This is a genomic window from Kribbella sp. NPDC058245, assembly GCF_042882005.1.
GTDB lineage: Bacteria > Actinomycetota > Actinomycetes > Propionibacteriales > Kribbellaceae > Kribbella.
On sequence record NZ_JBHVWY010000008.1, the window covers coordinates 1 to 22,517 of the forward strand.

General features: G+C 66.8%; 14 protein-coding genes. 9 read left to right on the forward strand and 5 right to left on the reverse strand.

The window, feature by feature from the left end; translation table 11 throughout:
- The first annotated feature begins 36 nt into the window (after positions 1 to 36).
- Complete coding sequence (locus tag ACFVWG_RS19865; RefSeq protein WP_391544793.1) at positions 37 to 2,034, forward strand: DUF222 domain-containing protein; 1,998 nt, start codon at positions 37 to 39, stop codon at positions 2,032 to 2,034.
- 770 nt (positions 2,035 to 2,804) lie between these two features.
- Here the strand turns inward: ACFVWG_RS19865 and ACFVWG_RS19870 are convergent.
- Positions 2,805 to 3,254: an Lrp/AsnC family transcriptional regulator gene (locus ACFVWG_RS19870; RefSeq protein ID WP_391544794.1), complete on the reverse strand. Its 450-nt coding sequence runs from the start codon at positions 3,252 to 3,254 to the stop codon at positions 2,805 to 2,807.
- A 158-nt stretch (positions 3,255 to 3,412) separates the two neighbouring features.
- Between ACFVWG_RS19870 and ACFVWG_RS19875 the strand changes: the two genes are divergently transcribed.
- On the forward strand, positions 3,413 to 6,889 hold the full coding sequence (locus ACFVWG_RS19875; RefSeq protein ID WP_391544795.1) for an indolepyruvate ferredoxin oxidoreductase family protein: 3,477 nt from the start codon (positions 3,413 to 3,415) through the stop codon (positions 6,887 to 6,889).
- Here the strand turns inward: ACFVWG_RS19875 and ACFVWG_RS19880 are convergent.
- A complete protein-coding gene (locus tag ACFVWG_RS19880; RefSeq protein ID WP_391545091.1) occupies positions 6,886 to 7,881 on the reverse strand; it encodes a LacI family DNA-binding transcriptional regulator in 996 nt (331 codons plus the stop codon). The genes ACFVWG_RS19875 and ACFVWG_RS19880 overlap by 4 nt on opposite strands.
- 149 nt (positions 7,882 to 8,030) lie before the next feature.
- Between ACFVWG_RS19880 and ACFVWG_RS19885 the strand changes: the two genes are divergently transcribed.
- Positions 8,031 to 10,166, forward strand: coding sequence for an RICIN domain-containing protein (locus ACFVWG_RS19885; protein ID WP_391544796.1), 2,136 nt, complete (start codon positions 8,031 to 8,033; stop codon positions 10,164 to 10,166).
- On the opposite strand, the gene ACFVWG_RS19890 is transcribed toward ACFVWG_RS19885, so the two are convergent.
- Together ACFVWG_RS19890 and ACFVWG_RS19895 are read right to left on the reverse strand one after the other, a co-directional pair.
- On the reverse strand, positions 10,163 to 10,984 hold the full coding sequence (locus ACFVWG_RS19890) for an FG-GAP repeat domain-containing protein (protein WP_391544797.1): 822 nt from the start codon (positions 10,982 to 10,984) through the stop codon (positions 10,163 to 10,165). The genes ACFVWG_RS19885 and ACFVWG_RS19890 overlap by 4 nt on opposite strands.
- Positions 10,985 to 10,994: 10 nt before the next feature.
- Positions 10,995 to 12,380, reverse strand: coding sequence for a hypothetical protein (locus tag ACFVWG_RS19895; protein WP_391544798.1), 1,386 nt, complete (start codon positions 12,378 to 12,380; stop codon positions 10,995 to 10,997).
- A gap of 267 nt (positions 12,381 to 12,647) precedes the next feature.
- Between ACFVWG_RS19895 and ACFVWG_RS19900 the strand changes: the two genes are divergently transcribed.
- Together ACFVWG_RS19900 and ACFVWG_RS19905 are read left to right on the forward strand one after the other, a co-directional pair.
- Complete coding sequence (locus ACFVWG_RS19900; protein ID WP_391544799.1) at positions 12,648 to 13,907, forward strand: serine/threonine-protein kinase; 1,260 nt, start codon at positions 12,648 to 12,650, stop codon at positions 13,905 to 13,907.
- Between the two features lie 122 nt (positions 13,908 to 14,029).
- Entirely contained in the window at positions 14,030 to 15,565 is a 1,536-nt protein-coding gene (locus ACFVWG_RS19905; RefSeq protein ID WP_391544800.1) for a cytochrome bc complex cytochrome b subunit, read from the forward strand.
- Here ACFVWG_RS19905 and ACFVWG_RS19910 read toward each other — a convergent pair.
- Complete coding sequence (locus ACFVWG_RS19910) at positions 15,492 to 16,409, reverse strand: zinc-binding alcohol dehydrogenase family protein (protein ID WP_391544801.1); 918 nt, start codon at positions 16,407 to 16,409, stop codon at positions 15,492 to 15,494. The two genes, ACFVWG_RS19905 and ACFVWG_RS19910, sit on opposite strands and share 74 nt — an antisense overlap.
- Positions 16,410 to 16,573: 164 nt before the next feature.
- Between ACFVWG_RS19910 and ACFVWG_RS19915 the strand changes: the two genes are divergently transcribed.
- Genes ACFVWG_RS19915 through ACFVWG_RS19930 form a run of 4 tightly spaced genes read left to right on the forward strand, consistent with a single transcriptional unit; the run spans position 16,574 to position 22,510 of the window.
- A complete protein-coding gene (locus tag ACFVWG_RS19915) occupies positions 16,574 to 19,804 on the forward strand; it encodes a discoidin domain-containing protein (RefSeq protein WP_391544802.1) in 3,231 nt (1,076 codons plus the stop codon).
- A 13-nt stretch (positions 19,805 to 19,817) separates the two neighbouring features.
- Positions 19,818 to 20,540, forward strand: coding sequence for a FadR/GntR family transcriptional regulator (locus tag ACFVWG_RS19920; protein ID WP_391544803.1), 723 nt, complete (start codon positions 19,818 to 19,820; stop codon positions 20,538 to 20,540).
- A complete protein-coding gene (locus ACFVWG_RS19925; protein ID WP_391544804.1) occupies positions 20,537 to 21,577 on the forward strand; it encodes an enolase C-terminal domain-like protein in 1,041 nt (346 codons plus the stop codon). The genes ACFVWG_RS19920 and ACFVWG_RS19925 overlap by 4 nt, the downstream gene beginning before the upstream one ends.
- Before the next feature lie 42 nt (positions 21,578 to 21,619).
- Positions 21,620 to 22,510, forward strand: a complete 891-nt coding sequence (locus ACFVWG_RS19930) for an alpha/beta fold hydrolase (RefSeq protein ID WP_391544805.1) — start codon at positions 21,620 to 21,622, stop codon at positions 22,508 to 22,510.
- Positions 22,511 to 22,517 lie beyond the last annotated feature (7 nt).

The following is a 22,517-nucleotide window of genomic DNA, read 5'->3' on the forward strand; positions in this document are numbered from 1 at the left end:
CGGAAACTGTCGGTGGGCGTGGCTATGCTTTTCGGTATGGAGATCTTGGCGATGCGCCCGGTGTGCATGCAGAGTGGCAGCGAACTGCTGACCAATCTCGACAACGTGCACGCCGCCAAGGCCCTGCTGAGCACCTATGAACTGCAGCTCGCGGGGCGGCTGGACGAGATGGGCACCGCCCAAGAACTCGGTGCTCGTGACACGGTCGAGTTGGTGTCGCAGCGGTACCGGCTGAACCCGGCCGATGTCCGCAAAGACCTCAAGTATTCTGGCGCCCTCGGCAAGTATTCGGCGGTGGTGGAGGCGCTGCCTGATCTCACCGACCCGTCACATCCGGCGGTTCTGGATCCGGCGCTGGCCAAGGTGATCGTCACGACCCTGGAGAAGGCACCCGCGTCGGTCCCGGTCGACGTACTCGAGGTCGCCGAACAGCAGATGGTCAACGCCGCACGGATCTCCAACCCCCGCGAACTGGCCAAGTTCGGTCAGGAGGTTCTGGCGCGGCTGGATACCGATGGTGCTGAGCCGGCTGAGGACGAGGCGCGGGCGAAGGAGTCTCTGCGGGTGCGGCAGGTCGATGGTGGGGTGAAGTTTTCCGGGTTCGTGGCCGGTGCCAGCGGCGAGACCCTCCTCACGCAGCTTCACGCCTTGTCCAAGCCGCACAAGACAGTCGATGGTGAGCGTGATCCGCGGCCTCTTGAGGTTCGGCAGGTTGACGGGTTCAAGACAATCCTGGATGCAGCCGCAGGCAACTCTGACTATCCCGGCGTACCGCACATCACCGTCACCATCGACTTCAACGACCTCAAGACCCAGCTCGGCACAGTCACTGAAGCCGCCAGCACCACCACCCCCACACCCACACCCACACCAGCCACGACCGATGGAGCGGCTGCGACGGGCTCGACCACCACACCCGGTACGACGGGTGGAGTAGATGCGCCGGGCGCGACAGCCAATACGACGGGTACACGCAGCACGTCCGGCAGCGCGAGGACGTCAGGTGTCCCCGGCGCAACGGGTGAGGCAGGAACGTCGGGTGTGCCCGGCGCAACGGGTGAGGTGGGCACCACCGACACGGCCGGTACGACCGACACGGTCGGCGCGATGGGTGCGGTGGGCGCGATGGGAACAACCGATACGACGGATGCGGTGGGCGTGCTCGGTTTGCCGGGCGCGGGCGGTGAGTTGGTGTTCGGGGGCAACTTGTCGGCCTCGGCGGTGCGGCTGCTGGCCTGTGATGCCGCGATCCTGCCGATCGTGCTGGGTGGCGATTCGCAGCCGCTGGATGTGGGGACCGAGCAACGGTTCGTGAACCGGTACATTCGCCGGGCTTTGAACAAACGCGACAAGGGTTGTGTGGTGTGCAAGGCGCCACCGTCGATGTGTCATGCGCACCATCTGATTCATTGGGCTGACGGCGGTCCGACGAGTCTGCAGAATCTGGCGTTGTTGTGTGCTGTCCATCATCGGGCGGTTCATGCGGGGCAGTGGAGCGTGTCGATCACTGACGGGGTTGTCCGGGTGACGCGCCCGGCATGGGCCGATCCGCCCTTGACCGATCCTGCTGCCCTGGCTGCGGTCGTTGCGTGGGTGACCCCTGCCCACAGCGAGGGCGACAGCATGGCCAATGCCCACACGAGCAACGCCAGCACCGTCAGTGCGAGCGCGAGCGTCACCAACGCACATGCCAGCTCCGCCTGTGCCGATACCGCCTGCACCGATACCGCCTGCACCGATACCGCCTGCACCGCTACGGCCGATGCCGATACCGCGAGTGTCGGCAGCGCCAGTACTGGCGGAGCCAGTGCGAACGCCGATAGCGGGAGCGCCAATGGCACTGCTGGCGCGGGCAGTGCGAGCGTGAGTAGTGATCCAGTGCACTGGCCGCCGAGCAGCCTCCCCACCGCCAGCACTCTGCCCACCCCGGAAGTGGCTGCTGCTCGTGAAGCCTTCCGGACTCGGCTGCGCTCGCTAGTGCCGAACTTCCGCGACCCCTGGGCGACCGACGCCACCCCAGGAGCCGGGCCGTAACCACCGCACGCCCCAGTGTCTGCGCGGTTGCCGTCTCGTCGTCGCGCAGTGATGCACGCATTTCGTGTACCTGCCTCGGTCACCATCGAGAAGTCTGCGATGGGGCCGGGGCAGGCGGCATGCTGTACGCCGGGCTGGGGCTCGGGTCCTGCCTGCTGCATTGCGAAGTTGCTGACGGGCCGTGACCAGGCAGCATCGGCTTCGTGGAGGCGGGCTCAGCTGTACGGCGACCTCTTGCCCGAAGCGCAACCACAGCCCAGCACCCCAAGCAACGGTAAGGCTGGTCGCGGCCTCACCATCCCCCTCAGCCACCGCATCGCTCAGCCACCCCGTCTTTGATCGGCCGCCGTGGCGATCAGCCACAGCAAGACGTAGCCGGCCGAGTCCCGGTCCCGAAGCCCGTGAGCCACTTTGAGCACCCCTCAACCACGTGGCGCCCGCGGAAACGGTTGAGCCGTGCTCAAGGTCGGATCGCCGGCTCACCTTGAGCACCGATCAACCACGTGGGGCCTGCTGAAGTGGTTGGGCCGTGCACAAGGTTGCGCGACTGGCCTTGAGCGCCCGTCAGGCATCGTCCGGGCCGGGGGCCGGGGGTGTGCACCTGCTGTGGTGGGGGTGAACAAGTTATGACCTGTTCGCGCCCACCGCTTCTTGTTCAAGCCCCCGACTTCTTGTTCAAGCCCCCGACTTCTTGTTCAAGCCCCCGACTTCTTGTTCAAGCCCCCGACTTCTTGTTCAAGCCCCCGACTGGCGGGGTGGGGTGGGGTGTATTAGCCGCGGCGGGTCCAGCGTTCTAGGACTACGAGGGTTTTGGTGCTGGCTACGGCTTTGGTGGAGCGGAGGGCGCTGACTACGCGGCGGAGGTCTTCGACGCCTTCTACTTGGATGCGGACGAGGGCGTCGGGGTCGCCGGCAAGGGTGAGGACTTCCTTGACCTCGGGGATCTGGGCGACGAACTCCATGATCTGGGCGAGGTCCAGGTCGTCGGCGAAGTGGAGCTCGGTCATCGCCTCGATGCCGGTGGCGATCCGGCCGTGGTTGATCTGGACGGTGTAGCGCTCGATGACGCCGAGCTTCTCGAGGCGCGCGATCCGGCGCTGGACCGGCGCGACGGTGAGGCCGACGGCGGTGGCGATGTCGCGCAGGGGGCGGCGGGCGTTTTCCTGGAGGAGATCGAGGATCGCGCGGTCGGTCTGGTCCAGTGTCGCTTGATCGGGCACGCAACAAACAGTACCTGGTACGGCGGATATGTTGCGGGTGAGCGGGACAGAGCGTCGTACCGGTTGCGGATCGTCGCCAAACTCGACGACGTCACTTGTGACCCGGCGCACCCAGACCTCAGGCTCGGGGGAACCGCCGCGGACCCCCTGGAGAGCCGATGACTGCCATCGCCCCCGCCGAGATCACAGTGGAGCGGCTCGCCGCGCCGCCGTACGACCTCGACGATCGTTTCCGGCCGTCTGGTCCGCCGACGCTGCTGACCGGCGTCCAAGCGATCGCGCGGCTGTTGGTCGAGCATCGTGCGCTTGATCGGCGCCGGGGATTGCGGACGGCGTCGTTCGTCTCGGGGTATCAGGGCAGTCCGCTCGGTGGGCTCGACAAGCTGTTGGCCGACCTGCAGGACGTCATGAAGGAGAACGACGTCCGCTTCGTACCGGGTCTCAATGAAGAGCTGGCCGCGACGTCGGTGTGGGGGAGTCAGATCGAGTTGCCGCTCGGTACCGGCACCCACGACGGTGTCACTGGCTTCTGGTACGGCAAGGGCCCCGGCGTGGACCGCGCCACGGACGCGCTGCGCCACGCCAACATGTACGGCGTCAACCCGCGTGGTGGCGCTGTACTGCTCGTCGGCGACGACCCGGCGTCGAAGTCGTCGACCGTGCCGGCCGTGAGCGAGCGATCCCTTGCCGCGCTGGGCATCCCGGTCCTCTTCCCGCGCAACGCGGCTGAGATCGTGACGCTCGGCCTGCATGCGATCGAGCTGTCGCGGACGACGGGTTGCGTGGTCGCGCTCAAGATCGTGGCGGATGTCGCCGATGGCGCCTGGGCGGTTGGCCCCAGCGAGGTGCTTCCCGTGGTGCCCACGATCGAGTGGAACGGCAAGCCGTACGCCTACGCGCAGCGCCCGATGGTCCTCCGCCCTGACGCGATCGTCGCCGCGGAAGCGGACATGGTCGGCCCGCGGACCGAACTCGTTCGCCAGTACGCCGTTGCCAACCGGCTCGACGTGGTCGACATCGACCCGGCCCACGCCACCGTGGGTTTCGTTGCCTCGGGCAGTTGTTACGACTCGATGCGCCAGGCGATGACCGACCTCGGCGTCACTGACTCGGCACTGGCTCAGGCAGGCATCCGGGTACTGCGGCTCGGCCTGATGAGCCCAGTTGCCCACGGCACCGTTCACTCGTTCGCCGAGGGTCTCGACCGGATCGTGGTGATCGAGGACAAGACGGCGTTCGTCGAGACCCAGTTCCGCGAGATCCTTTACGGTACGCCGAACGCTCCGCAGATCCTCGGCAAGCGCGACAACAACGGCCGGCCGCTGGTCCCTGCGGACGGCGAGCTCACCTCGGGCCGCCTGCTGTCCCCGCTGCGGCACGTCCTCAAAGACCTGGTCACGATCACCCCGCCCGCTCCGAAGCGGATCCCGCTACCGATGCTGTCGACCAGCCGGTCGGCGTACTTCTGCAGCGGCTGCCCGCACAACCGCTCGACGGCGCTCCCTGAGGGGTCAATGGGCGGCGGCGGCATCGGCTGCCACGCCATGGTCACCATCTCCGACCGTGACGACAGCGCCGTCACCGGCGTCACCCAGATGGGTGGCGAGGGGGCGCAGTGGATCGGCCAGGCCTGGTTCACCGATGCCGGTCACATCTTCCAGAACGTCGGCGACGGCACCTTCTTCCACTCCGGACAGCTCGCCGTACAGGCTTGTATTGCCGCCGGGGTGAACATCACCTACAAGGTGCTCTACAACGACGTCGTCGCCATGACTGGCGCACAGGACGCCGAGGGCGCGCTCACCGTGCCGCAGTTGACGCACAAGCTGCGCACCGAGGGCGTGCAGAAGATCGTCGTCTGCGCCGATGAGCCGGAACGGCACCGCCGCCGCGACCTCGCGCCCGGCACCCTGCTGTGGAACCGCGACCGCCTCGACGAGGCCCAGCGGATGCTGCGCGAGGTCCCGGGCGTCACCGTGCTGATCTACGACCAGCACTGCGCCGCCGATGCGCGCCGCCAGCGCAAGCGCGGCACCCTGCCGGCGAGGACCCAGCGCGTCGTCATCAACGAGGCAGTCTGTGAGGGCTGTGGCGACTGCGGTGTGAAGAGCAACTGCCTGTCGGTGCAGCCGGTCGAGACCGAGTACGGCCGCAAGACGCGGATCGAGCAGACCTCCTGCAACACCGACTACAGCTGCCTGGACGGCGACTGCCCGTCGTTCGTGACTGTTGAGACTGCCCCCAGCCGCAAGCGCACCCCGGTTCGCAAGACCTTCCCGAAGCCGCCGTCGGTCCCAGCCAGCAGCGCCGAGGAGCGGGTGACCAGCACCCAGAACGTGTTCATGGCCGGCATCGGCGGCACCGGCATCGTCACGGTCAACCAGGTGCTCGCTACCGCTGCGCTCCGGGCCGGGTACGCCGCTGAGTCGCTCGACCAGACCGGATTGAGCCAGAAGGCCGGGCCGGTCACCGGTCACTTGCGGTTTGCCGCCGGCGACCTCGAGCCGGCCAACCGCCTCACCCCTGGGTCCGCGGACTGCTTCCTCGGCTTCGACCTGCTCACGCTCGCCGAGGACCGGAACCTCGCCTATGGCAGCGCCAAGAAGACCCGGATCGTCGTCTCGACCAGCCGTACCGCAACCGGCGCGATGGTCTACGACCCGTCTGTGCAGCACCCCGAGGAGGCCGGGCTGCTGGAGCGCGTCCGCACGGCCGGCGCCGAGCTGTTCGACTTCGACGCTCTAGAGGCAGCCGACCGCCTGTTCGGCAACACGATCGCCGCGAACTTCCTCCTCGTCGGTGCCGCCTACCAGACCGGCGCTCTCCGGATCCCGGCCGCGGCTATCGAGGAAGCCATCACCATCAACGGGACCTCGGTCGCAGCGAACATCGCCGCCTTCCGCTGGGGTCGCGTGGCCGTCACCGACCCGGCTGCCTTCCATAAGGCCGGTACGACGACCAAACCGGCTACCGTCCGCGTCGTACCGCCCTCCGTCGCGGCCGCTGGCCTGCAAGGTGAGCTGCTGCGCCTCGTGAGCCAACGAGCGACCGACCTGGTCGGCTACCAGAACGTCAAGCTGGCCAACCAGTACGTCGACCTCGTCGCCCAGGTCGCAGCCGCCGAACGTGCGGTCACCACCGAGACCCGGTTCAGTGAGGCCGTCGCCCGCAACCTGTTCAAGCTGACGGCCTACAAGGACGAGTACGAGGTCGCCCGCCTCCTCACCGACCCGGAGTTCCTCGACTCCACCGGCGAGTCCTTCCCCGGCGGCACCGTCTCCTTCAAGCTGCACCCACCAGTACTGCGAGCAATGGGCCGCAAGAAGAAACTGAGCTTCGGACCGAAGTCGCACGGCACCCTCCGCGCCCTGGCCCGACTGAAGCCGCTCCGCGGCACGCGACTCGACCTCTTCGGCTACGCCCACCTCCGCAAGGTCGAGCGCACCCTGCGCGACCACTACAGCACCATGGTGACCAACCTGGCCGCCGAGCTCGACTCAGCGTCGTACGAGCGTGCAGTGCAGTTGGCGGATCTGCCCGACCTAGTCCGTGGCTACGAGACGGTCAAGCTGCGCAACATCGACCGGTACGTCGAGGCTCTCGCCCAACTGGGTGTCGAAGGACCCCGGCTCTAGCGGCGTACAGGGCCGGTGCTGTCGCGGATCACGAGCGAGGTGCGTAGGAGCTGAGCCGAGTTGACCGGGGGCGCACCTTCGGTGATCGCCCGCAGCAGGAGAGAGGTTGCCTGCTGGGCCATCTGCCGGGCCGGTACGGCGATCGCGGTCAGCGCCGGGTGCGTCAGGGCCACGGGAGCGGTGTCGTCGAAGCCGATCACCGAGACATCGCCGGGGACCGACCGACCGGACTCCTTCACCGCCTCGAGTACGCCCAGCGCCAGGAGGTCATGCGAGGCGAAGATGGCCGTCAGTGACGGATCTGCGGCCAGCGCCGCCTGCGCCGCGGCGAACCCACCGGCCGGCGTGGCCTCGGTGGGCGTGAACACCCTGTCGTCGCCGATCCGCATCCGGTGCCGCGCGAACGCGGACCGCAGACCGTCCAGCCGCCGCTGGTGCGTCGGCAGCTCGACCACCGCGGAGACTCGCCGGTGGCCCAGGCTGCGCAGGTGTTTGCCGGCCAGGAAACCGGCGTGCTCGTAGCCGATGGTGACGACCGGCAGTGAATCGGGGATGTCGGTCTCCCAAGCGCACAAGGCGATCGGGAACCGCGGGTCCGGAAGCAGCGCGAGCGGATCGGTCAGATCCCGGTCGCCCGCGATCAGCAGGGCGTCGATCAGCCGGCTCGACAGCCCGGCCAGTTGCCGTTTGGCCCGGTCGCCGTCGGCCCGTGTGGTGGCCAGCACGAGGTGGTAGCCGTGCTGTTCCAGGACGTTCTCGACCTCTTCGACGATCTCGGAGTAGAACGGGCTGGCGACTGTCGGCACGATCAGTCCGACGGTCATCGTCGTACCGGTTGCCAGCGAGCGCGCCACCAGGTTCGGTTTGTAGCCCAGATCGGCGATCGCGGCCCGGACCCGGGCGGCTGTGTCGGGGCGGACCGCGGCTCGGCCGGTCACCACGTTCGAGACCGTCTGCTTGGTGACGCCCGCGCGCTCGGCCACGTCCTGCATCGTCACCACAGGCGTACCTCATCCTTTGGACCGGTCAACTGAATCTCCGAGTATCTGCCGCCCGCAGGTCAACGTCAATGAGGACTAGGTCTTGTTTACCGGTCAAATGGAACCTAAGGTTCCGGCAGCCCCCGATGTGAGGAGTTCCGATGCCACGTTCTCGTAAGCCGGCCGTCGTCGTGTTGCTGGCCCTCGGGCTCGCCGCCGGTGCTCTCAGCCCCGCTGCGTCGGCGGCGCCGCCGGACGCGTCGTACACGATCACTGTCGGGACCAAGGGCACGTGGACGACGCCGACCGACACCCCGGCAGCGCCGTACATCGACAAGGACGGGACGTTCTACTTCCAGCAGTCCGCAGCCCTGTACGGCGCCTCGGACCCGCGGAAATGGGATTTCTACACGGGCACGAACTTCGACACCGCGACCAAGTCGTCAGCCATCAGTAACGCAGTGAACCCGGCCAACGCGAGCGACAAGAACAACGACACCACGTGGCGCTGCAACAACAGTCCCACCGGGCTGGAGTCGACCTTCGCCCCGAGCGGTTCGGGGTATGCGCAGAAGAACTACTGCGATCTGGCCGGCGTGTGGGTCGACCCGGACACGGGGGACTGGTACGGCCTGGTGCACAACGAGTTCACGCCGCAACCCTTCGGTGATGGCCTGCACTACGACGCCATCGACTACGCCGTCTCCACCAACCAGGGCAAGACCTGGACGATCAAGAGCCACGTCATCACCTCGCCGTACAGCACGAAGCGCAATGACAGCACGGCGTTCCCGAACCAGACCTACTCCTACGGCGACGGTGACCAACGGCTGTTCGTCGACACCGCGTCAGGCTATTTCTACGTGTACTACGGCTCGCGAATCGTCGACAAGGCGGGCAGTTGGAAGAACTTCCGGGAGCATGTCGCGCGCGCCAAGATGTCGTCGAAGATGGCGCCTGCCTCCTGGCAGAAGTGGTATGACGGCGCCTGGTCCGAACCGGGTGTCGGCGGCCGCGAGAGCAACCTGGTGCCGGTCGACGCGAGCAACCCCGACGGCTACACGCCGCTGGCGAAGGACTACAAGCCCACCAACACCAGTACGGCGGACCAGCAGGTTGCCGCCGGCACCTTGTCCCCGACCTCGCCGTTGTTCGTGATGGACATCGCCTACAACGCCTACCTCGGCCTGTACATCGGCGAGCCGCAGGTCGTGGACCAGAGCGGCAACGCGCCGCAGCAGTTCTACGCCACCGACGATCTGACCAGCCAGAGGTGGTACCCGATCGGTGACACCGGCAACTACACCACGGCCTCCTGGTACCGCTGGTTCGTTGACTCCGGCAACAAGACCAACTCGACCATCATCGGCAAGGACTTCCGCACGTATTGCTCCTTCGGTTGCTCCGGCGGCAAGTCCGGCGAATACGTCAACCTGACGATCGGCTCGACCGCTCCCGCCGCTGCGCCGTTCGACCTGACCAAGGCGTACCGCATCGCCAACGCCGACGGCCGCGTCCTTCCGGCCTCCAACGGCTGGTACTTCGTTGCCGTCGGCGACGGTTCCTACCAGATCCGCGACGCGTCAACGGGTAACGCCCTGGGCGTTGACGCCGGTACGACGGCCAGCCGTGCCTGGGGTACCAAGCCGACAGCTACAGCACCCAGTACGACCGTGGGTCAGCAGTGGTGGCTGATCAAGAATGCCGGCGGTACCTTCCGTTTCGTCAACCGGCACAGCGGTCTCGTTCTCGGTCTGACGGCGGGCTCTGGAGCCGAGACCACGCCGACCCGGGACTGGACCAACGCAACAGGTAATGCCGTAGGCGGCAGCCGCACCGGGGGAGAGCAGACCCTCACTCTCACCGCGGTCGGAACCGCGCCGCAGAACCTCAATGGCATTCATACCGTCTCCACCGGCGGGAAGGCCCTCGACGATCCGGACCGCAGCACGGCGAACGGAACCCAGCTGATCACCTGGACCACCAACGGCTACACCAACCAGCAATGGGCCTTCGCTCAGCAGACCGACGGTTCCTACACCCTGAAGAACGGCTCCTCCGGTCTGTGCGCCGATGTCAACGGCGGTGCGACCAGCGCTGGCACGGCCATCATCCAATGGACCTGCACCAGCGGCGCCAACCAGCGCTGGACCGCAACCAAACTTGCCAACGGCAACTACAAGCTGAAGTCCGTCGGCAGCGGTCTGTTGCTCACGACCGCGGCCGCAATGGACGGTGCCAAAGTCACTCAACAAGCTGACACGAACTCCGCTCTGCAGCAGTGGACCATCGGCTAGGTCTTGATGACCCCCTGACTGCTGGTGCGGTTCCCGTCCCAGTCGCCGATCAGGGGGCGGTCGCCGGTGTCGCCGTACCGGATCTTTTCGGTGGTCTCGGTGGGGTCGATGCCGCTGACACGGAAGTAGAAGGTGGCGTTGGCGGGGTTGTAGAGGCCGGGCTCATCGCGGCCGTCGCCGTTCCAGTCGCCGGTCAGCGGCTTCCAGTAGGGGTCGCCGTAGACGAACGAGCGGGTGGTGCCGTCGGCGAGGCGGAGGTCGAAGGCGGCGTCGGCGGCTCGGTAGACGCCGACGTCGTCGATGCCGTCACCGTTCCAGTCGCCGACCACGGGCGTCCGGTACGGACCGCCGTACGCGAGGGTGGTCGTCGTACCGTCGGCTGCGCGTTTGGTGAAGGTGCCGGTGGACGGGGTGTAGGTGCCGACCTCGTCGGTGCCGTCGCCGTTCCAGTCGCCGACGATCGGGCGGTCGCCGGTGGTACCGAGGGTGATGGTGATCTGGCCGACGCCGCCGTTGAAGTTGTTGCTGAGGAAGAACTTGTGGTCGTCCGGGCTGTAGGCGCCTGGTGTGTCGCCGCCGGCGCCGTCCCAGTTGCCGGCCAGGGGCGTCATCGGAGTGTTGCCGTAGGCAAACGCCGGGATGGTTGCCGTGCTCAACGTTCTGCTGTTCGACAGGTACCAGTTGTAGGTGCAGATGGCAGTGGGCGCTGCGGTCTGAGCGGCTTCTTTGGAGAAGACGTGTGGGACCGCGATGACGGTCGCTGCGACGGCGGCCGCGACGCCACCGGTGATCAATTGGCTGAGGAGCTGGGTGCGCATCTCGTCCCCCTTACGCGTCGAGCCGGTACAGGGCCGCGGCCCCGGGTGCCAGGGTGGCGACGATCTTGGTCTTGTCGGCCTGAGCCGTGTACGTGCGGGTCGCCGGGTCGAAGACCGAGACCTTCGTGACCGTTGCCTGGTTCATCGACACCGTCGTGGTCGCGCTCGCACCGGCCTGCCGGTTGGCGATCAGCAGCCAGCGGGTCTTGGCCGCGTCCGTGGGCCGGAACCGCCCCAGCACCGCGGGACTGCCCGCCGTACCGCTGAGGTAGCTGTCCGGGGTGAAGCCGACCGTGCCGGAGGGTGGGGTTTCGTTCGCGTGGACGGCGATCTCGGAGATCAGCGGTTTGAGCTCGGCGCCGACCGGGCGGAGCCAACCCGTGTTGACCGACTTCGCGGCGTCGTACAGGGGAGTGTGCGTGCCGTCGAGGGTGGTGATGGCACGGCCGAAGCCCTCACCTCGGGCGATGTCGGGCTGCCAGTAGGTGAAGTACTGGATGCCCTTGCAGCCGTAGGCGAGGCTGGTGTTGATGTTCCACAGCAGGTCGGCCTGCGCCGGGAACCGGTGGCCGTTGTACTCGACGCTCTGCACGAACACCCACGACGGAATGTTCGCGCGCAGAGCCTCGGACCGGATGATCGCCCAGTTCTCGAAGTACTGCAGGTCCTGGCCGGAGCTGAGGATCGGGTACCGGTCGAACGACAGCATCGGCGGGTGGCAGGTGTCGACGTACTTGCGGACCACCGTCTGGTACCCACCGCCGCTGCCAGGGACGAGATTCGAGTACGGCGTGTACGTCGGAGCCTGCTCGCGGGCGATCGTGAACGCCTTGCCCAGTGAGGGAATCTGCCCCTCCGACGGCTCGTCACCGAGGCTGAAGCCGGCGAACGAATCGAAGCCGCGGTAGCTGTTCAATGCGTTGGTGAACAAGGTCCGGGCGTCCGCGGTGGTGATCGACATCGGGACCGACCGGTCGTCGCTGATCGTGAACCGGCGCGCCATGTTCTGTACATCGGGATCGCTGGAGACCAGCACCTTCAGACCGACCTGCTCGGCGGTCGCCAGGGTGTGCTTGATGATCGCCTGGTCGTCCAGGTAGTTGCCGGTGATCAGGAAGGTGAAGCCGGCCTCGCGGATCTCGCCGTACCGCTCGACCGTCGTCTGGTACGGCGGCGGTGGCCAGAAGACGCCGATCGGGAACTCGGTCCCACCGACCAGCGGCAGGTCCACACACGCGGCCGCCGGAGCCGTCACCTGCGAGTGGGCGGCAGCGGAGCCGGTGAGACGACTTGCGAACGGAACCACAGGTGCGGCGGCCAGCGCTCCGAGGACGGCTCCACGAAGACCCGCCCGCCGGCCGACCCCAGTGGCCGCCTTGTGTTCAGGAATCATCATGCTCCTTCTCTCTGGTCACGACGCAGACCAGAACAGCCGAAGCAGTGGCGCAGTGCAATCCTTTCAGCGCAGAACGTAGTGAGTCGGCCGTCCAATACCGGACAGCGAATGCACATCAGGGCCTGAGGACGATCCCGTCGGTTCGCGGCGCTCGTCATCGACGCGTTTCGCGCTTGATTCGCGGCGTGTTGATCGCTCCGAGTAACCTCGGAGTTTGGTGCCCGGACGAGCGGGTTGCCGTGTCGACGGGGTGGGTACGAGGAACGGATGCTGATCGCAGGGCGGTACCGGCTGGGCGCGTCTCTTGGGCGTGGCGGGATGGGAGAGGTGCACCGCGCCACCGACGAGGCCTTGGGCCGGGTGGTCGCGGTGAAGACGATGCTGCGCTCGAGGACGGAGCAGTCCGACACTGAGCGCTTCCGCCGTGAGGCGATGGCGGCCGCTCGGCTGAGCGACCCACACATCGTGGCGGTCTACGACTTCGGTCAGTACGAGGACTCGTTCTACCTGGTGATGGAGCTGGTCGAGGGCCGTTCGGTCGCCGGTGAGCTGGCCGAGGAAGGTCCGCTGCCGTGGGAGCGGGCGATCGACATCATCAAGCAGGCAGCGACCGGCCTCACGGCGGCACACGCCGTGGACGTCGTCCATCGCGACATCAAGCCCAGCAACCTGCTGGTCACAGCGGGTGGCACGGTCAAGGTCGCCGACTTCGGCATCGCGCAGTTACCTGGAGCAGAGGCCAGCGAACTCACAGTCACCGGTCAGATCCTGGGAAGCCCTTACTACCTGTCTCCGGAGCGGGCGCAGGGTCTGCAGGCTGGTCCCGAGGCCGACATCTACGCGCTGGGCTGCGTCCTGTACGAGCTGGTCAGTGGCCGGCCGCCGTTCACGGGTGACCATCCGACGGCCGTGCTCTACCAGCACGTGGATGCTGAGCCAGTCCCGCCGAGCGAGCTGCGGCCGGAGCTCGCCGGTCCGTCCGAGGCGCTGCTACTCCAGATGCTCGCCAAGGACCCGTCGCAGCGCCCGACAGCTGCCCAGCTCGCTGCCGGCACCTGGTCGGCGCCCACGCCGCTGGTCGTCGATCGCCCCACCGAGCCGCTCGTCCCGGCCGCGGTACCAGTTGCAGCTAAGCCGGCCCCGCGCCCGATGACCACCTGGCTGATCGCCGCGGGTAGTGCGCTCGTCATCGCGGGCGCGATCACCGCAGCCATCCTGCTGCAGAACCGCGGTACGGACTTGCCACCGACGAACGACGTGGGCCCACAACCGTCGTCAAGCATCAGTACGCCGAACATTCCCAGCAACACTGCGCCTACTCAGCCCACCACGGCTCCCACGACCAGGCCGTCTGCGACTCCGACTCCGACGCCAACCCCCACGCCGACGCCGACTCCCACCCCGACTCCGACGCCAACCCCCACCCCGACGCCGACTCCCACGCCGACGCCGACTCCCACGCCGACTCCCACCCCGACCCCGACACCGTCGGACACGCCTACGCCCTCGGACACCCCGACGCCGTAGATCCCGCCGGGAGCGTCCGCCCTGTCTGACAGGTCACATCCGGCCTGTGCACTGTCACGAAACGGCGTGCTGCGTTGTCTTGAGGGTATCCGCGTTGTGCGGGGCCCGAGAGGAGCGAGTCGATGCAGCGCTCGTGGAAAGACCTGCGGGGGAGGGCGTTCCCCGACCAGTGGTCGCTCATGTTCGGCCAGATCGCTTTCTACAGCTTCGTCGTAGTGCTGGTCACCGGCCTGATCCTGATGGTCCCGTACGACGCGTCGCTGGATCCTGTCGTGTACGACGGCCCGTATGCGCCGCTGCGTGGGGTGACGATGTCGAAGGCGCTGGATTCGACGCTGGCGATCAGCTTCGAGATGCGCGCCGGGCTGCTGGTGCGCCAGATCCATCACTGGGCGTCATTGTTGATGGTGGCAATGATCATGCTGCACTTGTTGCGGCTGTTCTTCACCGGTGGGTTCCGTCGGCCGCGTCGGCTCAGCTGGCTGGTCGTGTTCGGATTGTTCCTTGCCACGTTGGGCGCAGCCCAAACCGGTACGTCGCTGCCGGACGACATGTTGTCGGGTTCCAGCCTGGCTGTCATCGACGGGGTGCTGAAGTCGATCCCCTTCGTCGGGACCTACCTCTCGATGTTCGTGTTCGGTGGAGACTTCCCGGGTGACGTGATCAAGCTGTTCTATCCGTTGCACGTCTACGTTCTGCCTGCGGTGATCGTCGGGCTCTTCGTCGTTGCCGGGGTACTGGCCATCAAGCGCGGACCCGCGCAGTACCCGGGACCCGGTCGGACGAACGACAACGTCGTGGGACAGTCGGCGGCCGTTGCCGCGGTGAAGTCGGCCGGCCTCTTCTGCTTCGTGCTCGGCGTCTCTTTGTTGCTCGGCGCAACGGCAACCATCAACCCGATCTGGCTGTACGGCCCGGCCGACCCCGCAGACGCTTCGGCCGGAATCGGCCCAGCGTGGTACCTGGCGTTCCTGGATGGCGGCCTCCGCCTGACACCCGGCTGGGAAGTCGACGTCTGGGGGAGGACCCTCACGCTCGCCATCCTGCTGCCGGTCACCCTCTGCACGCTGTTCCTGGTCCTGTTCGCGCTCTACCCCTTCATCGAGGACTGGGTTCTGGGCGACCGGAGCGACCAGAACCTCCTTGAGCACCCGCGCAACAATCCGACCCGAACCGGTATCGGCGTCGCCGGCATCACCTTCTACGGCATCCTGTGGGCCGCAGCCGGCGCCGACACCATCGCCCTCAAGTTCAACCTGTCATTCAACGCGCTGATCCACGTCTTCCAGCTACTCTTGATCGTCGGCCCACCAGCGGCATTGCTCCTGACCCGCCGCATCTGCGTCAGCCTGCAGACCCGCGCCCTCGACGAGGCAGTCCACGGCATCGAAACCGGCCGGATCGTCCGCCTCCCCGACGGCGGCTACGTCGAGGACCACCGCTCGCTAGACCCCTACAAACGCTGGAATCTGGCTGGCTATACCGAAGCTCCCGCTGCTTCCCACGCGCACCGCCTACAGACCCGACTCGCCAACCTCTTGAACCTGGACCACGTGACTCCGCCCGTGTCCAGCAAAGCTGAGGTCAGTCGAACTGAAGAACGTAGCGGCCGCGCAGACCGCGCTGCTCGAGGGCGCGGTGAGCTTCCGAGGCCTTGATGGCCGGGAGCTCCCCGGCGACGCGGGTGGTGAGGACGCCACTCGCGGCGAGGGTGGCGACGCGTTGGAGAGCGTCAGCGTTTTGGGCGGCTTGGAAGACGAAGATGGGCGTGACCTCGACGCGGTCGGTGCCGTCACCTGCGTAGCCGCTCACGGTGATGACGGTGCCGCCGTCCTTCACTGCATCCAGTACGGCGGCCTCCTGGCGCGCGGTGTCGACCAAGCCGTCGACACCTGCCGGGTGCTGTTGCCGGACCGCGGCGGCGAAGTCGTTGCCACGGGCCACGATCTCGTCAGCCCCGCAGGCCCTGACGAAGGCCTCATCGGCTGGTGCAGCGTCCGCGATGACCGTGAGCCCGGCGTGCTTCGCCACTTGGATGAAGTAGCCGCCGACGGTCCCTGCCGAGCCGGTGACCGCAACCGTTGCGCCCGCCGGAAGGGCGAGTGTGTCGAGGGCGATCTGTGCAGTCAGGCCGTTCATCGGCAAGGTTGCGGCCTGCGCGGGGGAGAGGCCCGCGGGAAGCTTGACCACCGACAGCGCCGGTACGACGACCTCCGCGCGGTACCCACCGTGCTCACCGTCAGGAACGACGATCGCCATGACCGCATCTCCGACGGCAAACGGCAGGTCGCCGCCGAGCTCCTGGACGACTCCGGCAACCTCCATCCCAGGAACCCTTACGCCGTCGCCTTCCCGGGAGCGGAGCATTCCGTCGACGGGGTTCACGGTGGCGTGGGTGACGCGGATCCTGACCTCACCGTCGCCCAGTGGTTCGGGCGCGAGATCGAGCACGGTCAGTGCGTCCGCGTCGCCGGCTTCGGTCACTCCAATGGCCTGGACCACGATCAGTTACTCCTGTTCAGACCCGTCGAGCAGCAAGAGGTAGGACTGACAGGTTACAGACAGCTGAAGGATCAGATCTATGTGGTGGCCTTCCCAAAGCTGAGCGGCGATGCCAGAGTATGCGCACCGATTGATCTGATCTATCCGTCCAGATAGGTGCCGCCATGCCGCGTTCCGCCCGCCGGCTTCTTGCCGTCCTGGCCAGCCTCGCGCTGCCCGCAACCGTCGTTCCCGTCGCCTCAGCCGCCACTGTCACCACCCTGTACGTCGCTCCGTCCGGCGGCTCGGGTTCCGGGACACTGGCCCGGCCGTTCGGGTCACTCGAGCAGGCGCGTGACCAGGTCCGCAAGCTCACGAAGAACCAGCGCGCGGACATTCGCGTCGTACTGCTGGGCGGTGACTATGACCGGACCAGCACGTTCCAGCTGACGAGTGCCGACTCTGGGCGGAACGGGCATCAGGTGATCTACCAGGCGCAGCCTGGTGCCAAGGTGACGGTGGACGGCGGCCGGCTGGTGACCGGCTGGACGCTCTCCGATCCGGCCAAGGGCATCTACAAGGCGCACGTCGGCGCGATCGACTTCCGCCAGCTCTACGTGAACGGGGAACGCCAGCAGCGGGCTCGCGGTCCTGAGAATCCGCCCGGCTGGTCGAAGACCGCGACCGGCTTCACCGACAGCACGCGAAGCATGGTGGGCTGGAAGAACCAGGGCGACATCGAGGTCAACAGCCGGTGGGGCTGGATGCACTACCGCTGCCCGGTGCAGTCCGTCGAAGGTACGACGGTCACGATGCAGCAGCCTTGCTACTGGAACGCCAACCTGCACAAGGGCGAAGAGATTCAGAACCCGACCTGGATCGAGAACGCGTACGAACTGCTGGACACGCCTGGTGAGTGGTATCTCGACAAGAGCTCGGGCGACGTTTACTACCTCGGACAGAATCCCGCCAACGCGACTGTGGTGGTCCCGCAGGTGCAGGATCTGGTGAACGTCACCGGGACCCTGACGGATCCGGTGCAGAACATCAGGTTCGACGGCATCACGTTCGCCTACTCGAACTGGCTCGACCCGAGCAGCGACGACGGGATGGTCGAGGGTCAGGCCGGCTTCCGGATCAACGGCCCGAACTGGCCCGACTTCGACCACTCGCGTTTGTACTGGGAGAAGACGCCCGGTGCCGTGAACGTGGGCTACAGCCGGAACATCTCGTTCACCGGCAGCACGTTTACCCATCTCGGTGCGGTCGGCCTGAATCTGAACACCGGTTCGCAGGGCAGCACGATTCGCGGCAACATCTTCCGCGACATCGCCGCGACTGGCATCCAGGTCGGCGGCACGGACATCATCGATCACCACCCGGACGACGTACGGGCGATCACCAAGGACAACCTGGTGAGCAACAACCTGATCACCAAGGCCGCGGCCGACTACTCGGGATCGCTGGCCGTCATGGCCGGCTACACCGAGCACACGGTGATCGAGCACAACACGATTCGCGACCTGCCGTACAGCGGGATCTCGGTCGGTTGGGGCTGGGGCAACACCGATGTCGGTGGTGACACCAACTACCCGGGCAACTTCGGGATCCCGATCTACGACACCCCGACCACGGCCAAGAACAACGTGATCCGCGACAACGCGATCAGCGACATCATGAAGCGCCAGGCCGACGGCGGTGCGATCTACACGTTGAGCATGCAGCCCGGCAGTGTTGTCACCGGCAACTACATCAAGGACACCCCGAGTCCGGCGTACGGCGCGATCTACCACGACGAAGGCAGTCGCGACTTCACCACCACCGGGAACGCGTTGTGCAACGTCCAGGGTCTGTGGTTGTTCCTCAACCACGGCCTGAACATCGATGCCCAGCGCAACTTCACCACCCAGCCGCGCTCGGCGACCCAGGCCAACAGCCTGGACTCGACGATCGCGAACAACCCCGTGGTCCCGAGCTGCGACCAATTGCCGGCGTCGATCGTCACCAACGCCGGCCTCGAACCGGCGTACCGGTATCTCGACCCGCAACCCGCGCCGACCGACCAGATCGCGCCGACCGGGCCCGGCAAGCCCGTCGTACGGACGAGCTTCCCGACGATCGCCGACCTGAGCTGGCCCGCGTCGACCGACCAGACCGGCGTCACCGGCTATTCCGTCTACGCGAACGGCAAACTGGTCAGCGCCTCCCAAAGTGCGTCAGCGCGTGTGACTGGTCTGACTGCTGGGCAGGGCTACACCTTCACCGTCACCGCTCGTGATGCCGCCGGCAACGAATCGTGCGTCAGCTCAGCGGTCAGCGTCACCATGCCCGCCAGTGAGGACATTGCCCTGGGCAAGAACGTGACCGTCTCGTCGTTCTCCGAACCGAACCTCCCGGCGCTGGCGGTCGACGGCAAGCTCTCCACTCGCTGGGCCCAGGGCCTCGGTCTCCCGGACCCGTCCTGGCTGCAGGTCGACCTCGGCGCCCAGTACGACGTCAGTGGGGTCGTCACCACCTTTGAGCTCAGCAACGGATATCGCTACAAACTCGAGGTCTCGTCCGACGGGAGTGACTGGATCACCTTCGAGGACCACACGGCCGTGGCGACGACCCAGTCGGACAACTACTCCTCGGTGCCGGCGAGTGTGCGCGGTCGCTATCTCCGCCTGACCATCGTCGGCTCGAACTTCAACGGCGGCAGCATCTACGAGATCCAGGCGTACGGGAAGCTCGCTCCCACGACGCCTGATCAGGAACCTCCGGCCGCACTGCCGAAGCCGACCGTGAACGTGCTGCTGCCGACCACGCTCGACCTCAGCTGGCCGACCGGCACCGACAACGTCGGCGTGACCAGCTACGTGGTCTACCAGGACGGCCAGAAGATCGCCGCCACCCCGCTGAACCAGTTGCGGGTGGATGGCCTGACGGCAGGTTCCCGGCACAGTTTCACGGTGGTGGCACGTGACGCCAACCTGAACGCGTCCCCGGCCAGCCCGGCCGCCGACGTGACCATGCCGGCCGAGGCCGGACTCGCGGTCGGCAAGCCGGTCACAGTCTCGTCGTACTCCGAGCCGAATGTCCCGGGGCTCGGTGTCGACGGTGATCTGAGCACCCGTTGGGCGCAGGGGCTCGGACTGCCGGACCCGTCGTGGTTCCAGGTCGACCTCGGCGCACCGACCGCGGTGAAGAGCATCGTGACGAACTTCGAGTTGCCGAGTGGCTACAAGTACAAACTGGAGTACTCGCTCGACGGCACCACTTGGTCGATGTTCGACGACCACACCGCCGTCGCCACGAGTGCCGGTCGTAATCCGTCGATCCGTACGACGCCCGTCCAGGCGCGATATGTTCGGCTGACAGTGGTCGGGTCGAACTTCAACGGTGGCAGTATCTACGAACTCCAGGTGTATGGATGAGCGCGGTGTACACATGAACGACGGGCCCAGCTATCGGCCGGGGTACGAGGTAGTGGCCGAGCAACTGCTCGCGTACATCGCCGAGCATGACCTCCGCCCGGGGGACCGGTTGCCGACCGAGAAGGGGCTGGCCGAGATCCTCGGGACCGGCCGGTCGGTGACCCGCGAGGCGATCAAGGTCCTCGCGGCGGTCGGGCGCCTCGCCGTACGGAAGGGTGCGGGCATCTATGTGTCCGTGCCCTCCAACGCGGACGCGGACAACCAGGTCGGGTACTTCCAGCCGACCGACCTAGCGCATGTCGCGATGCTGTTCGATCACCGCCGGCTGATCGAGGCCGAGGCCGCCCGGCTCGCAGCGACGCTCGCCCGGCCGGCTCAGGTCCGGACGATCCGAGCTGCGGCCGAGGCGTCCGTCCAGGCGCATCAGGATCATGCTGCGTTCCGGGAGCAGGACAGGTTGTTCCATGACGCGGTGGCTGAAGCCTCGGCCAATGTCTTCCTGCAGGCGGCGGTCACCTCGTTGCGCGACTTCAAGGAACAGTCCGACCGATTGCTGTTCGCCGGCGGACTGCCGGGCTCGCTCGAGGTCGCCGCGCAGCAGCACGTGCACATCGCCGAGGCGATCGGGGCCGGTGACGCGGACAAGGCCGGTACGGCGATGATCCAGCACATCGACACCACCCAGTCCCAGTTCGAGCAGCGGATTCGGGACCGACTGAAGGCGGCACCGCAGTGAGTCTGATCGACCGCGTCGAGGTGGAACTGGTCGACGTACCGGCTATGCATCCGTTCCGCTGGCGGGACGGACTCCCCGGATCCGAGCCCGCGCTGCAGGGCGGCGTACTGAAGATCACGACCCGGGACGGCGTCGTCGGCCAGGCGTCCACACCGCGCGGGGTGATCGCCAAAGACCTGGTCGAGCGGCGGGTGCGCGACGACCTGATCGGCCAGAACGCGCTGCACCGCGAGTGGCTGTGGCACCGGATGTGGGAGCTCGACCGGATCGAGGAGTTCCCGCTGTACTTCCTCGGGCTCGTCGACATCGCGTTGTGGGACATCGCCGGCCAGCTCGCCGGGCTGCCCGTGCACGCGCTGCTCGGGACCTACCGCACCGAGATTCCGGCGTACGCGTCGACTGTCACCTACTCGTCTGTCGAGGAGTATCTCGACATCGCCGACCAGTGTCTGGAGCGTGGCTTCCGGTCGATCAAGCTGCACGCGTGGGGCGACGTACGGCGGGATGCCCTGCTCTGCAGGCGATTGCGGGAGCACGTCGGTGACGACATCGACCTGATGTACGACGGCTCGGCCGGCTTCGACCTCCCGGACGCCATCCAGCTCGGCAAGGTGCTGACCGATCTCGACTTCCGCTGGTACGAGGAGCCGATGCGCGAGTTCAACATCACCAGCCACCGCTGGCTGGCCGAGCGCGTCGGCGTACCGCTCCTCGTCGGCGAGACCAGCGACGGCGCCCACTTCAACACCGCCGATTTCATCCAGGCCGGTACGGCGACCTACGTGCGCACGTCGTCCGGCCTGAAGGGCGGCGTCACCGGCGCCCTCCGCATCGCCCACCTCGCCGAAAGCTTCGGCCTCCGCGCCGAGGTCCACGGCATGGGCATCCCCAACCAGCACCTCTGCATGGCGATCCCCAACACCACCGCCTACGAAGCGTTGGTCTGGGGCAACCCGATCATCACCGACGACTCAGTCGACAAGAACGGACTCCTCCACGCCGCCGAAGCCCCCGGCCTGTCACAAGTTCCTCGCTAATCCGGTCAATTGTTTGAGCACTGACCGCAGAGGAGCAGATTCGTGGACTTGAAGGATGACGCCGTACTGGCTGCGGAGCTGCCGGGGGACTTCCGCAGCGCGTTTGCCGAGGTGAACGGGACGACGCTGCACTACGTGGCTGGTGGGGAGGGTGAGCCGCTGGTGTTGTTGCCGGGGTGGCCGGTGACGTGGCGGGAGTTTCGCCACCTGATGCCGCGGCTGGCGCAGCGGTTCCGGGTGATCGCGGTCGACCTGCGCGGGATGGGGCTCTCGGCGAAGCCGGAGTCGGGCTATGACAAGAAGACGATGGCCGAGGACATCTACGAGCTCGCGCGCCACCTTGGCTACTCGAAGGTCAGCATTGCCGGCCATGACATCGGCTCGATGGTGGCGTTCAGCTATGCGGTCAACCATCCGGAGGCCATCGCGAAGGTGGCGATGATGGAGGTCGGCCATCCGGATGCCAGCCTGTACGGGCTCAAGCTGCTCCCGTCCGACGGTGCGCCGAACCTGTGGTGGTTCGCGCTCAACCAGCTGCGCGGCCTGCCCGAGCAGTTGCTGACCGGGCGGATGCGGTACGTCGTGGACTACGTCTTCGAGGCCCACCTGGTCGACCGCAGCAAGGTCGGGGAGGCCGACCGACAGGCCTATGCGCGGGCTTACGAAACGGCCGATGCGATCCGGGCCGGTGACGGCTGGTTCCAGACTTTCGACCAGGACGTTGCCGACTTCAAGACCTACGGCAAGGTCTCCGTGCCGATGCTGGGTCTTGCCTCACCGAACAACTTCGCAGCGATGCAAGGAGTCTGGACTCAGCAGGGCGATGACGTCCGCGTCGCGATGATCGATGCCTGCGGTCACTTCCTGCCCATCGAACAACCAGAGGCAGTGGCCCGGGAACTCATCGACTTCTTCAGCCCGGATCCGGGCTGATCCCGAC

Coding starts and splice junctions, on each gene's coding strand:
- ACFVWG_RS19865 (WP_391544793.1), top strand. CDS start 37: ATGGAGATCTTGGCGATGCGCCCGGTGTGCATGCAGAGTGGCAGCGAA.
- ACFVWG_RS19875 (WP_391544795.1), top strand. CDS start 3,413: ATGACTGCCATCGCCCCCGCCGAGATCACAGTGGAGCGGCTCGCCGCG.
- ACFVWG_RS19880 (WP_391545091.1), bottom strand. CDS start 7,881: ATGCAGGACGTGGCCGAGCGCGCGGGCGTCACCAAGCAGACGGTCTCG.
- ACFVWG_RS19885 (WP_391544796.1), top strand. CDS start 8,031: ATGCCACGTTCTCGTAAGCCGGCCGTCGTCGTGTTGCTGGCCCTCGGG.
- ACFVWG_RS19890 (WP_391544797.1), bottom strand. CDS start 10,984: ATGCGCACCCAGCTCCTCAGCCAATTGATCACCGGTGGCGTCGCGGCC.
- ACFVWG_RS19895 (WP_391544798.1), bottom strand. CDS start 12,380: ATGATGATTCCTGAACACAAGGCGGCCACTGGGGTCGGCCGGCGGGCG.
- ACFVWG_RS19900 (WP_391544799.1), top strand. CDS start 12,648: ATGCTGATCGCAGGGCGGTACCGGCTGGGCGCGTCTCTTGGGCGTGGC.
- ACFVWG_RS19905 (WP_391544800.1), top strand. CDS start 14,030: ATGCAGCGCTCGTGGAAAGACCTGCGGGGGAGGGCGTTCCCCGACCAG.
- ACFVWG_RS19915 (WP_391544802.1), top strand. CDS start 16,574: ATGCCGCGTTCCGCCCGCCGGCTTCTTGCCGTCCTGGCCAGCCTCGCG.
- ACFVWG_RS19920 (WP_391544803.1), top strand. CDS start 19,818: ATGAACGACGGGCCCAGCTATCGGCCGGGGTACGAGGTAGTGGCCGAG.